Raw genomic sequence first — 12,735 nt, 5'->3', positions numbered from 1 at the left:
CGGCTGGGCGCAGGAGTCACGGCCGGCGTATGAACTTGGACGAAGCCGTTGTGCTGCTCACCGGCGCCACTGGAGGACTCGGCACCGACCTGGCACGCGAGCTTCACCGCCACGGCGCCCGCATCGCGCTCGTGGGCCGCTCACAGGAGCGACTCGCAGCACTCGCCGCGGAGCTCGGCGGCCCGGATCGCGCCTTGGCCCTGCAAGGGAACGTGGAGGAGCTGGCACAGCTCGAAGGGGTCGCGGCGCGGACGGCGGACCACTTCGGACGCATCGACGTGGTCATCGCCGGCGCCGGAACCGACACCGCCGACACCCTCGAAGACGTAGATCCGCGGGCCTTCGAACGCGACATAGATACGAACCTGACCGCCGTATGGCGCACCTTCCGAGCGACCCTGCCGTATGTGCGCCGGACCCGTGGGCACCTGGTGGCCGTCTCCTCCTTGGCGGCATTCGTCCACTCCCCCATGCAGTCCTCCTACGCCGCCTCGAAGGCCGGCGTCGTCGCCCTGTGCGACAGCCTGCGCCTGGAACTGGCAGGAAGCGGCGTCACCGTCGGCAGTGTGCACCCGACCTTCTTCGACACCCCGATGCAAGCGACGCTGCGGGAGAACGCCGCGCTGACCGCCGCCTGGGGCGGATACCGCGGCGTGTTCACCCCCGTCGATCGCGGCCAAGTGGTGAAGGAGATCGTACGCAGTATCAATCGGCGCGCCCGTACCACCGTCGTGCCCCGCCGCTACAGCTTCGCCGCCCTGGCCCCCGGACTGCTCCAACGCCTACTGGAGACAGGGCCACTACGCCCCCAAGTGAAAGGAAACCCGCATGCCTGAAATCTCCGCCGCCACCGCTAAGCTGACGGTGCTGCACACCGGCACCGTCATCATCGATGAGGCTCTCCCCTACCACCGGGACTCCGATCGTCCGCTGGACTGGACACACCTCGGCCGGAGCCGCCGCCACCTGATTGAGGCGCCCGTGTCCTGCTACCTGCTGGAGGGGCCCCACGGACTCACTCTCATAGACACCGGCTGGAACGCCCGCAACCGGACTCGAGCCGGACAGATCGCCAACCTGCGAACTCAGTACCCCGTCAACAAGGCGGTGCTGCCAGACGGAGCGGCCGTCCACGAGCAACTCGAAGAGCGCGGCATCCGGCCACGTGACCTCGACCTGGTGCTGCTCAGCCACCTGCACTGCGACCACGCCGACGGCCTGTCGCATGTCAAGGAGGCTCCCCGCATTCTGGTCTCCTCCCCCGAGTGGGAGGCGGGCAATACCGACCGCCTGCGCTATCTGCGCCACGAGTGGGACGGTGTGGACGTGGGCACCTTCAGCTGGAACACACAGGTGGGCCCCTTCGGCGCCGGATTCGATGTCTTCGGGGACGGCAGCCTGGTGATGGTGGCGGTGCCGGGGCACGCCCGCGGACTGTGCGCCACCATCGTGCGCACCGGCGCGGTCGCGGAGACCGACCGGGATCGGTGGGTCGACGGCGTCGATGCACCGGGCGTCCCCGATCCGCGCCACTTCCTGCTGCTGACCTCCGACGCCGGCTACGGCCGCCCGTCCTTTGAGGAGGGACTACGGCCCGGTGTCGTCGTCGACGCGGCACAGGCCAAGCGCTCACTGGACTGGGTGCGCGCCGCCGGCGACGATCCGCGCTGCCTGGGCCTACTGGCCAACCACGACCCCGAGGTACTCCCGGGAACACGAGCGCTGGACTAGGGGCGCCGCCCGCGGAACTGCTGGCCGGCTCACTGGTGGTCCGCTCCTCGACGGCGGTGCCGCCCAGGCGGGCTCCGGCCGCCTAGTCGCCCAGGGCGGTGCCGACCGCGCGGGCGGCCTTGATCCACTCGTGGTCGCGCGGCACGTACTTGACCTTGCCGGCCACATCCTTCAGCGGCACCAGTGCGGTGTCGTGCCCGCGGTCGGCGACCATGACGCCGTACTTGCCGTCCGCGATGGCGTTGGCCCCGGCCACGCCCAGGCGGGTTCCCAGCAGCCGGTCGGCCGCATTCGGGGTGCCGCCACGCTGTACGTAGCCCAGGATGGTCACCCGTGCCTCCAGGCCGGTGGCGGCCTCGAGCTGCTCGGCCAGGGTGAAGGTGTTGGCGCGGTGGGAGGCCTCCAGCGCCTTGACGCCCTTCTTCGCCATGGCCTTCAACTCCGGGCTGGAGGCGTCCTTGACCAGGGCCTGGGCGTGAGCGAGTTCCTCGGCGTCCTTGACGCTGCGGGCACCCTCCGCGACGGCCACGACCGAGAAGCTCGATCCCTGCTTGCGGCGCCGCTGGATCTTCTCCGCGATCGCCTCCACCGAGTACGGAACCTCGGGCAGCAGGATGACGTCCGCGCCCCCGGCCACGCCCGCCCCGAGGGCCAGCCATCCGGCCCGGTGGCCCATGATCTCGGTGAGGATGATGCGGTGGTGGGAGTGCGCTGTGGAGTGCAGCCGGTCCACCGCCTCGGTGGCGATCTCCAGGGCGGTGGAGAAGCCGAAGGAGGTGTCGGTGCGCACGATGTCGTTGTCGATGGTCTTGGGCAGGTGCAGCACATTGATGCCGGCGTCCATCAGTCGACGGGCGTTCTTGGCGGTTCCACCCCCGCCCAGGCACACCAGGGCGTCCAGCTTGTCCTTCTCGACGTTCTCCACGATGGTGGGAATCATGTCGCGGACCTCGCCGTCCACCATCATGCGGTGCACCTTGTCCCGGCTCGTGCCGAGCATGGTGCCACCGGTGGTCAGGATGCCGGACAGGGCCGCACCATCCAGCTCGGTGTATCGGTTCTCCGCCAGGCCGCGCATGCCATCGCGGAAGCCGATCAGCTTCCAGCCATGCTCGCCGATTGCCGCCTTGCCGAAGCCGCGGATCGCAGCGTTGAGTCCCGGGGCGTCGCCACCGGCGGTCAGGATTCCGATACGCTTGGTTGCCATGGCGCCAAGTATGCCGCAGTACGCCGGGCGGTAGTCGCGTTCCGACGCCGGGCATTCGCTCGGGTGGGTGCGGCGGCGCGGGAATGCGCCGCGGCCCGGGTGCGTTATCCTCTCGGCAGTTAAGCAACAGCGAGAAGGAAGGCCACCAGCATGGCGGATCGCGCACTGCGAGGCATGACGATCGGCGCGAAGTCGATGGAGTCCGAGGAGGGCGTCGAGTTCGCCGCCAGGCAGAACATCACCTACGAGTGCCCCCTGGGCCACGTCACCACCGTGCCGATGTCCGTGGAGGCGGAGGTGCCCCCCACCTGGGAGTGCCCCGAGTGCGGCCAGGCCGCCGCCCTGCGCGGCGAGGATGAGCCCGAGTCGGAGGAGCCGAAGAAGGCGCCGCGCACGCACTGGGACATGCTGCTGGAGCGCCGCGACATTGAGGACCTGAAGGTCCTGCTGGACGAGCGCCTGGAGATGCTGCGCTCCGGGGAGATCTACCGCGAGCGCTTCTGAGCCGCGCGCCGGAGTCGGTCGGCGGCGCCGCGCACGGCGGTCGCCGCCGAGCCGGCCGCGTCCGCCAGTTGCGCCCCGCGCCGGGCCAGCCCCCACTTGGTGACCAGGGCCAGCTCTTCGGAGAAGATCCCGCCGGACAGCTTGGACCGGCCCGCCTCCCGCTCCCGGAAGATGATAGGCATCTCCACGATGCGTCCACCGGCGTCGGCCACCAGCTTGGTCATGTTGACCTGGAAGCCGTAGCCGAGCGCCTCCACCTCTCCCAGATTCAACCGACGCAGCAGGCTTGCCCGGTACACCCGGAAGCCCGCGGTCGCATCCCTGACCCCCAGCCCCAGCATGGCGTTGATGTACAGGTTGCCGCCGCGGGACAGGGCCACGCGCTTCGCATCCCAATCCGCGGTGGCACCGCCGGACACCCAGCGGGAACCGATCACCAGGTCGGGAGCATCGGCCATCTCCGCGCGCTGAATCAGCAGCGCCAGGTCCTCCGGCCGGTGGGAGCCGTCGGCGTCCATCTCGCATACCAGCTCATACCCGGAGGCCAGTGCCCAGGAGAAGCCCGCCAGATAGGCCGGACCCAGCCCGCTCTTCTGATTGCGGTGCAGCACGTGAATGTGGTCGTCGGCCTGGGCACGGGCGTCGGCGAGACGGCCGGTGCCGTCGGGCGAGTTGTCGTCCACCACCAGGATGTGGGCCTCCGGCGCGGCCTGCCGTACGCCATCGAGCGCCCCTGCCAGGGTCTCGATCTCGTTGTAGGTGGGTATGACGACCAGAGCCTTCACGGTCCTTCTCCTGTCCCTTGTGCGGGCTGCGGCACGGTCACGCTCGCCGCCGCCGACGGCGCAGTCGTGACACACCGGAAACCATACCGGCCGCGGCCAGCAGTGCGGCACCCAGCTGCGCGGCGATCCCGGGTGCGGCCCCGAGCCGGTCGGCCACGGTGATGGAGGTGCGCAGCGGTACATCGGCTACGAGCGAGGCCTGCGTGTAGGCCTGGGTACGCTGCTCGACGACGCCGCGCGGGTTGATGATGGCGGTCACTCCGACGGTGGAGACTTGCACCAGGGCGCGTCCGTGCACGACCGCTTGGACCCGCCCCTGCGCCAGTTGCTGCTCGGCCTCGGAGGAGGAGAGGAAACTTGCGTTGTTGGTGGGGATGACGATCACCTCGCCGCCCTGCTCGACCCCGGTTCGCAGTGTGTCCTCATAGGCGACCTCGAAGCAGATCCCCATGGCGAGTTCGACGTCCCGGTCCTGTACGGCGGCGTGAATGGTGAGCGTCTGTGAGCCCGTTCCCGGGAGCATGTCCGTCCCGATGCGGTCCACCTGTTCGGTGATGTGGCGCAGCTGCTCGCGCAGGGGAATGTACTCCGCGAAGGGCACCGGCCGGTGCTTGCGGTAGTACTCCCCCGCGCCGACGCCTGGCGTCCACACCACTATGTCGTTGTAGCGCACGCCCTCGGCGTACGGGACGGCTCCGACTAGGATCGGCGCCCCCACCGCCTGGGCGGCCGCCTCCACCAGCGTCGCCGAGGCGGGCGTGGTGCGCGGGTCCAGGTCGGCGGCGTTCTCCGGCCAGATCACCACGTCGAGGGTGCCCCGGCCGACGGCCTCGGCAAGTGCCAGGGTCGCCTCGGTGTGGTTGCCGGTCACCTCCAGCGCCCGGTTGAAGGCGTCTTCGAACTCCTCGGCCACATTGCCCTGCACCGCGCCGACGCGGAGGGTGCCGTCCTGGGCGTTGCCCTCCACCGGCAGCGCCACCGGCGCTACCACCACGGCGCCGGCAAGGGCGGTGGCCACCAGCGCGTTGAAGGCACGACGGCGGCGCAGCGCATGGGCGGCCTCGGCCACGCCGGCCCCCGCCAATGCGACCAGCGCGCTCAGCCCGACGGTGCCCCCATAGGCGGCGAAGGGCAGCAGGGGGGCGTCGGCCATGGCGAAGGCGAGCCGGCCGAAGGGGAAGCCGCCCCAAGGCCAGGACGAGCGCAGCTCCTCCACCCCGCACCAGATCACGGTGAAGGCCAACATGCGTGCCAGTAGGGCCGTGGCGGTGGGACGCTCCAGGCGGCCGATGCGAGAGGCCAACGCCCACGTGGCGCCGAAGGCCGCTAGGTAGAGCGACTCCACCGCCGTCAACGCCACCCAGCCGACCGGGTTGCCCATGGCCACCGCCGTGAAGTGCAGCAGCGGGGTGAACAGGGCGACGCCGAACACCAGCCCGAGGCCCGCCCCCACCCAGGGGCCACGACCGCGCAGCACCGAGGCCAAGAGGGCGAGCCCGAGCGGGGCCGCCCACCAGGCCCCAATGGGCGGGAAGGCGGCCCAAACGGCCAGGCCGGCGCAGGTACAGGCCGGCAGTGTCAGCAGGTGGCGTGCACGGGACCTCATACGGACGACCAACTCACCACTCCTCGGTTGACATCGAGACAGGCCTCGGCGGCGGTCAGGGCCAGCCGGTTCAGATGGGCCAGGTCTGAGCGGCCGGCGGAGTCAGCCGACCGGGGCCGCTCCCCAGCGCTGAGCGTGGCCAGCTGCCCGAGCACATCCAGCAGCTGCTTGCACCAGCGCACGAAATCCCCGGCGGTCAGGTCCGAGTCGGCCAGGATGGTGGTCAGATCGGCGCCGTCGGCCCAGTCCCGCACCGACCCGGCCACGGCGGGCTCGGCACCGGCGGAGGGCTCCACCCGCTCCAGGGCCTCCAGGTTGCTGATGCGCCGGGACACGGAGAGCTCTTGGCGCAGCACCTCCCCCAGGCGGGAGCCGGGCGCGGTCGGCAGGCCGAGTGAGGACACCGCCATCCGCGGCTCGTACACGCAGGCCGACACCGCCCCCGCCAACTCCGCCGGGTTCAGGCCGTCCCACAGGCCCTGGCGCAGGCACTCCGCCACCAGCAGGTCCCGCTCGGCGTATACGCGCGCAAGCATCCTGCCGGCCGCCGTGACCCGCAGCTCGCCCTCGGCCCGATCCGCCTCGACCGGGACCAGGTAGCCGAGCTCCAGCAGCACCCGGCACACGGCGTCGAACTGGCGGGCGATCGTGCCGGTGCGCCGATCCACCCGGGACTGCAACCGGTCCAGGTCCTCGCGCGCACGCACCCAGCGGCGGCCGATACGGGCGTGCTCCTCGCGGTGCGGGCAGGCGTGGCAGGGGTGGGCGCGCAGCTGGTGGCGCAGCTGCTCCAGGCGGGAGGCGGCGTCGGCGTCGTGGCGGTGGCCGCGGCGGGAGCCGCGCGCGGTGGAGGCATCCAGAGCGCCGGCGCGCAGCGCCTCTATTAGGCGCTCGGCCAGGCGCTCCCGCTGGTGCGGGCGGCGGGCGTCGAGGTCCTCCGGCACCGGCAGTGAGCCGACCCGATTGACGCCGTCCGGGGTGCTCTCGGGGGTGAGGGTGTGCACCCGCTTGTCCTCGCCGACCACCGTCAGGTACGGCTCCCCCGAACTCGCCGCATGCTGGGCGACGACGACGCCGTGCCGGTGACGCCTGCCGGTGCGGTACAGGACCACGTCGCCGCGCGCCAGTGCCCCCATGGACCGGCTCGCCTCCCGGCGGCGCTCGGCCCGGTTGGTGCGGGACTGGTCGGCCTCGGCGTCGGCGATGCGACGGCGCAGCAGGGCGTATTCGCCGAAGTCGCCCAGGTGGCAGGCCATTTGCTGCTCCAGCGTGTCCAGGTGCCGGCGCTTGCGACGGACCTCGGCGGCCAGCTCCACCACGCCCCGGTCGGCCTGGAACTGGGCGAAGGAGGACTCCAGCACCTCCCGGGCCCGTTCGCGCGGCAGGCGCCCCAGCAGGTTGACGGCCATGTTGTAGGTGGGGCGGAAGGCGGACACCAGTGGGTAGGTGCGGCGGGAGGCGAGGGAGGAGACGAAGGCGGGCTCGGCCTCGTCGGTTGCCAGGACGACGGCGTGCCCCTCGACGTCGATGCCGCGCCGGCCCGCGCGGCCGGTCAACTGCGTGTACTCCCCCGGCGTCAGGGTCACGTGCGCCGAGCCGTTCCACTTGCGCAGCGACTCCAGCACCACGGTGCGCGCGGGCATATTGATGCCCAGCGCCAGGGTCTCGGTAGCGTAGACGACCTTGACCAGGTTGGCGGCGAAGAGCTCCTCGACGGTCTCCTTGAACACCGGCAGCAGGCCGGCGTGGTGCGCGGCCACGCCCCGGGTCAGTGCGTGCGCCCAGGCGTGAAAGCCGAGCACCCCCAGGTCGGCGGTGGGGATCTCCGCGGTGCGCCGGTCGATGATCTCCCGGATTCGGCGGGCCTCCTGTGGGGTGGTCAGGTCCACGCCGTGGGAGATGGCCTCCCGCACCGCGTTCTCACAGCCGGCACGGGAGAAGACGAACACGATCGCCGGCAGCAGGTCGGCGCGTTGCAGGGCACCGATGACCGTGCGGCGTGAGGGCGGGCGCAGGTGGGCGGTGCGGGCCCCGCCCTCGCCGCGGCGCGGCGGGCGGCCGCCACCGGCATTGCGCGACCACCGGCCCCCACGTCCGGAGACGGCCCTGCGCCCGCCACCGCGCCCATAGCCGCCCCGATGGTCCTCCCCGGCGGCGGCGCGGCGCGCATCCCTCACCGCCCGCAGCAGGTCGGGATTCAATGGCGGTTGGGCGGACGAGCGGGCCTCTCCCGCGGCGGATTGATCGGTGGCTGCGGACTGCGTCGGCGCCGAGTACAGGGGCAGCAGCCGTCGGCCCACCAGCATGTGCTGAGTCAGCGGCACCGGGCGGTGCTCGGAGACCACGACGGCGGTGCGGCCGCGCACCTGCCCGAGCCAGTCCCCGAACTCCTCGGCGTTGGAGACCGTGGCGGACAGTGACACCACCTGCACTTCTGGGGCCAGGTGAATGATCACCTCCTCCCACACCGGGCCGCGGAAGCGGTCGGCCAGGTAGTGGACCTCGTCCATGACCACGTAGCCGAGCCGATCCAGGTCGCGGGCCCCGGAGTAGAGCATGTTGCGCAGTACCTCGGTGGTCATGACGATCACGTCAGCGTGGGGGTTGATGGAGGTGTCCCCGGTGAGCAGGCCCACCCGGTCGGCGCCGTGGCGGGCAACCAGGTCCAGGTACTTCTGGTTCGACAGGGCCTTGATCGGGGTCGTGTAGAAGGCCTTGAGCCCCTTGGACAGCGCCAGGTGGACGGCGAACTCACCCACCACGGTCTTGCCGGCGCCGGTGGGCGCCGCCACCAGCACGCCCTCTCCGGCCTCTAGGGCCCGGCAGGCGTCATTCTGAAAGTCATCGAAGGGGAAGTCATAGGTCGCAGCAAAGCGGGCGAGCTCGGTGCGTGACTCCGCTTGGCGACGGCGTGCAGCGGCGTAGCGTTCGGCGGGCGAGCTCATGGGGTAACCCTATGCGTAGCCCGCCACCGCTTCGCACGGCCAGCAGGTGCTTGCTTACGACGAAACGGCGGCGGGCGGGTGTGGTTCTCAGGCGGTGGGGACGGAGGAGTTCTCGGCCAGGGCCGCGTCCAGAGCGGCATCCTCCTCGGCGCGGCGCTTCGCCACGTTCTTGTCATGCCGGATGGAGATGAAGCAGGCCAGGAAGTACAGGCCGGTGATGGGGATCGCCATGAAGATCATCGACCACGGGTCCGGCAGCGGGTTCGCGAAGGCCATGAAGGTGAAGATGCCGACCACCGCCCAGCGCCACCCCTTGAGCATGGTGCGCCCCTTCATCACGCCCAGCCGGTTCAGGGCGACCAGGATCTCCGGCAGCAGGAAGGCGGCGCCGAAGGCCAGCACCAGCCGCAGCACGAAAGACAGGTAAGTCGACGCATCCATGATGCCGGTGGAAGACGCCGTCTTCGGGATGAAGCCGGTCAGGATCACCGTCGCGCGCGGCATGATCCACATGCCCAACGCGCAGCCGGCGGCGAACAGCAGCAGTCCGACAACGCCGAAGATCCAGGTGTAGGCCTTCTCCTTACGAGTCATGCCCGGGCCCACGTAGGCGAAGAACTCGTAGATCCACAGCGGGGAGGACAGCAGCACGCCGATCCAGATCGACACCCGCAGTCGCATGTCGAATGAGGACAGCATGGTGGAGAAGTTGATATTGAGCTTGGCGCCGCGGGCGTTGGCGACCTCGACCGGGTGAGTGATGAACTGGAACGCGGCGTCGTACAGGAAGTAGCCGACGACCGCCATCACGGTGATGCCGATTGCGGAGATGAACAGGCGGTTGCGCAACTCGCGCAGGTGGTCCCCGATCGACATGATCGCCTCGGGGTTCTCCTTGCGCTTGCGGCCGGGCAGCTTAGGCATATGCGGCACGTTCTACTCCTCCCGGATGCTGGTGACCGTACGCACGCGGGACCGGGCGGGCCCGGTCCCAGCGGCGAGGTGAGGTGGACGCGCGGCCCGCGGCGCAATCACGGCCCCGCGGGCCGGGGCGTCACTGCTGGACGGTGCCGTCCGTGTACGGCTGCGGCTGCTGCGGGGCGGCCGGCTGCTGGGGCGCCGCCTGCGGAGCGGTCTGACCCGCCTGGGTCGGCTGGGTGTAGTAGGTGCCCTGCTGCGGCTGCTGCGGAATCTGGGCCGGGGGCTGCTGCGCGACGGGGGTCTCCTCGTCTTCGCGGAGCTCCTTGACCTCCTTCTTGAACACCTTCATCGACTTGCCGATGCTGCCGGCGATCTCCGGCAGCCGGTTGGCGCCGAAGATGAGCAGGACGACGACAAGCAGGACGACGATGTGCGTGGGCTTGATCACGACGCAACTCCTTTCGTGGGGCTCGCGACTGTAGATGAGCCCGCAGATACGCTCACGAGTCTAGCCTTTCGCCGTCGCCGGGCGCGCATCCGTTCGCCGGTGTTCCACCACAGGCGTATACGGCGGCCGCACTGTCCAGGGCGCGCTGGGCGGCCGTGGCCGCCTCGTCCGCGAGGTCGGCGGGAGCGACCGACCGGAGGTGACGGCCGGCGGACAGCACCAGGCCCACCAGCCAGGCCCGGTCCCGCCCCCGTATCCGCACGTGCAGTGTGCCATCCCGGTCGGTATGCAACACCTCACAGGGGATCTGCTCGACCAGCCAGCGGCCGGTCGGCTTGAGCACGAGCGTCGCCTCCACCGCGGCTGTGCGCGGGGCGCGGTGCGAAGCCCGGTGGCTCACGGCCGGCACGTCCAGGACCTGCGCCTGCAAAATGCGGTCGATTCTGAAGGATCGCTCGGCACGGGCGGTCAGGCACCAGGCGCGCAGCGTCAGGTGAGTGCCGTCGCTGACCAGTTCGAGGGGGTCGACGTCGCGTTCGGTGCGGGTGTCGGTGGCGGAGACGTAGACCAGGTGCAGACGCCGTCGCCCGGCGAGCGCCTGGCGCACGGCCGGCAGCACGCCCGCCGGTGCGGGCTGCGGGCTGGGAACCACCGGTGACACCGGGGCGTCCTGGCTGCTTGAGGCGCCCAGGGCCCGGCGCAGGGCGCGGCGCGTCTGGTCGAGGACGGCCGCGGCGTCGGGATCGTCGGCCAGCACCTGCGCCAGCACGCCCAATGAGAGCAGCAGCGCGACCGCTTCGCGGTGGGACAGGCGCACGGGCCGGTCCAGGCCCAGCGGTTCGGTCAGGCTGAGCCGGCCCGCCTCGAGGGCTTCGGCGGAGAAGTCCACCAGCTCGTCGGGCAGGCCCCCGGGCAGGCCGGAGACCCACAGGGTGTCCACGTCCCGGCGGATGGTCTGCGCGGTGACGCCGAAGTGCGCGGCCGCCTGCTCCAGGGTGGCGCCGTCGTGCTCGGACACCCAGGCGGGCAGGGCGAGCAGCCGCACCAGCCGGTCGGTGGAACTGGGGCGGGCCATGTCAGTGCCCCTCCCGGGCCGGTGGGGGCCCGCCGAGGGCGGCCACCGCCCGCAGGTGCGCGGCGACGTCGTCTCGCAGCTCGGGCGGGGACAGGACCACGACCGCGTCGGCCAGGGCGGCCAGCGTCCCGGCGAAGGAGAACCGGTCCGTGTAGGTCACATGGATCTCGTCCCAGCCGGCCGGTCGGCGCGCCGGCGCGGTTGCGTGCGCGCGGGCGCGCAGTTGCAGGGCGCGGCCGGGAGCGACGACGAGCACCGCCTCAACCCCGGCGGGGGCGGGCGCGGCCGGGGCCGGGAAGGCCTCGGCCGCGGAGATCACCGACACCGGCCCGACGATGCGAGCCAGCCGGAAGGTGCGCTGCTGGCCGGAGGACTGGTCCCGGCCGTCCAGATACCAGGCGCCCTCGCTCATGCGCAGCCGGTGCGGCTCCACGATGCGAGCCCCCACTCTCCCGGAACTGGCCGAGGCGTAGTCGAAGCTCACGCGGCGCCGCTCCTGGACGGCGCCGGCCAGCTCGGCGGGCACCTGTCCACCGGAGATGTCACTGCCCAGGTCAATGCTCAGATCCGGAAGCGGCGCGGGGTCGGAGTCCGCGGCGACCGCCCGCATCTTGGTCAGTGCGTGCCGGGCCGCGGGGGTGAGTGCCCCACTGCGCCAGGCGGAGGCGGCCAGCTCGACAGCGGCGGCCTGCGCGGCCGTCAGCGTCAGGTCGGGCAGCGTGTAGTCGGCGTCCGTGATGCGGTAGCGGGCGTCCTCGTCCTGGCCGATGGTGGTGATCTGGATGCCCAAGTCCCGCAGCACGCCCTTGTCGCGCTCGAACATGCGCTCGGCGGAGGCACCGCCGTCGGCGTCATAGCCGGCGACAGTGCGGGTGATTTGTGTGCGCGTCAGGCCCACGGCGGTGTTGCGCAGTGCCAGCAGCAGGTTGACCTGCCGTTCCTCGGCGGGGATGGCGGCCGGAGCGGGGCGGGATGCGGGTTGGGGCACGGCGCCAGCGTAGGCGCTGCGGCGGTGCCGGTGCGGGCGAGACACCCGGGTGGCTTAGGGTGAGGACATGATGTGGCGTGACGCGAACGTGCTCGGCGTGCGGCGGATTTGGGGACGTCCCGGCAGGCGCTGCGCGGAGGTTGAGGCCCGGATCGTGTCGGCCCCGCCGGGCGCCGTCGTGCTCGGCGACGGCGAGCCGTGCCGGGCCGTCGCCTACGAGCCAGTCACCGGCCTGCCCGAGCCCGGCGAGTGGGTGCGGCTGGAGGTGTCCGCACTGGCCCGCGGCCTGGGCACCGGCGGGCACGCGATGGTGACCGCGCGGCCGAGCGTGTTGCCGACCGATCCGGCGCCGGACGGCCACCTGGTCAAGGCCCGCTACATGCCCGACCAGGTGATGGTCACCGGCGTCGACGAGCAGGACACTCCCGCCCATGCGCTGCTGTCCGCCCCGATCGAGGACCTCACCCTCGCGGGCACGCCCGTGGTGATCGCCGACCTGCACTCCGCCCTGCCGGCGGTCCTGGC

At 71.5% G+C, this 12,735-nt stretch carries 12 protein-coding genes; 4 read left to right on the top strand and 8 right to left on the bottom strand.

Translation table 11 applies throughout. The annotated features are described in order from the left end of the window. Positions 1-29 precede the first annotated feature (29 nt). The gene (locus BN1056_RS11205) at positions 30-836 is read left to right on the top strand and encodes an SDR family NAD(P)-dependent oxidoreductase (protein ID WP_210581268.1); all 807 of its coding nucleotides are present in this window, start codon (positions 30-32) and stop codon (positions 834-836) included. Continuing rightward, the gene (locus tag BN1056_RS11200) at positions 829-1,731 is read left to right on the top strand and encodes an N-acyl homoserine lactonase family protein (protein ID WP_210581266.1); all 903 of its coding nucleotides are present in this window, start codon (positions 829-831) and stop codon (positions 1,729-1,731) included. Before BN1056_RS11205 ends, BN1056_RS11200 begins: the two co-directional genes overlap by 8 nt. 82 nt (positions 1,732-1,813) lie before the next feature. Here the strand turns inward: BN1056_RS11200 and BN1056_RS11195 are convergent, their stop codons facing one another. After that, positions 1,814-2,938: a 6-phosphofructokinase gene (locus tag BN1056_RS11195; protein WP_108967102.1), complete on the bottom strand. Its 1,125-nt coding sequence runs from the start codon at positions 2,936-2,938 to the stop codon at positions 1,814-1,816. A 150-nt stretch (positions 2,939-3,088) separates the two neighbouring features. On the opposite strand from BN1056_RS11195, the gene BN1056_RS11190 reads away from it, so the two are divergent. Continuing rightward, the gene (locus BN1056_RS11190) at positions 3,089-3,442 is read left to right on the top strand and encodes an RNA polymerase-binding protein RbpA (RefSeq protein ID WP_086614511.1); all 354 of its coding nucleotides are present in this window, start codon (positions 3,089-3,091) and stop codon (positions 3,440-3,442) included. Here BN1056_RS11190 and BN1056_RS11185 read toward each other — a convergent pair. The 7 genes from BN1056_RS11185 to BN1056_RS11155 all read right to left on the bottom strand — a co-directional run bounded on the left by BN1056_RS11185 (position 3,424) and on the right by BN1056_RS11155 (position 12,210). Continuing rightward, positions 3,424-4,227 carry a polyprenol monophosphomannose synthase gene (locus tag BN1056_RS11185; protein WP_210581264.1) on the bottom strand — a complete coding sequence of 268 codons (804 nt, stop codon included), beginning with the start codon at positions 4,225-4,227 and terminating at the stop codon, positions 3,424-3,426. The two genes, BN1056_RS11190 and BN1056_RS11185, sit on opposite strands and share 19 nt — an antisense overlap. A gap of 37 nt (positions 4,228-4,264) precedes the next feature. Beyond that, positions 4,265-5,833 (bottom strand): apolipoprotein N-acyltransferase, encoded by a 1,569-nt coding sequence (gene lnt / locus BN1056_RS11180; protein WP_210581262.1) that lies wholly within the window; start codon positions 5,831-5,833, stop codon positions 4,265-4,267. Then, entirely contained in the window at positions 5,830-8,778 is a 2,949-nt protein-coding gene (locus tag BN1056_RS11175; RefSeq protein ID WP_210581259.1) for a DEAD/DEAH box helicase, read from the bottom strand. Before BN1056_RS11175 ends, lnt begins: the two co-directional genes overlap by 4 nt. A gap of 87 nt (positions 8,779-8,865) precedes the next feature. Further along, entirely contained in the window at positions 8,866-9,702 is an 837-nt protein-coding gene (gene tatC / locus BN1056_RS11170) for a twin-arginine translocase subunit TatC (protein WP_396027133.1), read from the bottom strand. A 130-nt stretch (positions 9,703-9,832) separates the two neighbouring features. Continuing rightward, positions 9,833-10,147 (bottom strand): Sec-independent protein translocase subunit TatA, encoded by a 315-nt coding sequence (gene tatA, locus BN1056_RS11165; RefSeq protein WP_073332233.1) that lies wholly within the window; start codon positions 10,145-10,147, stop codon positions 9,833-9,835. A 52-nt stretch (positions 10,148-10,199) separates the two neighbouring features. Beyond that, positions 10,200-11,222: a helix-turn-helix transcriptional regulator gene (locus BN1056_RS11160; protein WP_210581257.1), complete on the bottom strand. Its 1,023-nt coding sequence runs from the start codon at positions 11,220-11,222 to the stop codon at positions 10,200-10,202. Position 11,223: 1 nt separating this feature from the next. Then, positions 11,224-12,210: a helix-turn-helix transcriptional regulator gene (locus BN1056_RS11155; RefSeq protein WP_210581255.1), complete on the bottom strand. Its 987-nt coding sequence runs from the start codon at positions 12,208-12,210 to the stop codon at positions 11,224-11,226. A gap of 67 nt (positions 12,211-12,277) precedes the next feature. Between BN1056_RS11155 and BN1056_RS11150 the strand changes: the two genes are divergently transcribed. Further along, positions 12,278-12,735: DUF3866 family protein (locus tag BN1056_RS11150; protein ID WP_210581253.1), on the top strand; the 458-nt coding region annotated here is incomplete at its 3' end.

Source organism: Actinomyces succiniciruminis (assembly GCF_900002405.1).
Taxonomy (GTDB): Bacteria; Actinomycetota; Actinomycetes; order Actinomycetales; family Actinomycetaceae; genus Actinomyces; species Actinomyces succiniciruminis.
The sequence above is the reverse complement of the archived record's forward strand: the minus strand, read 5'-3'. Positions and strand labels throughout refer to the sequence as shown.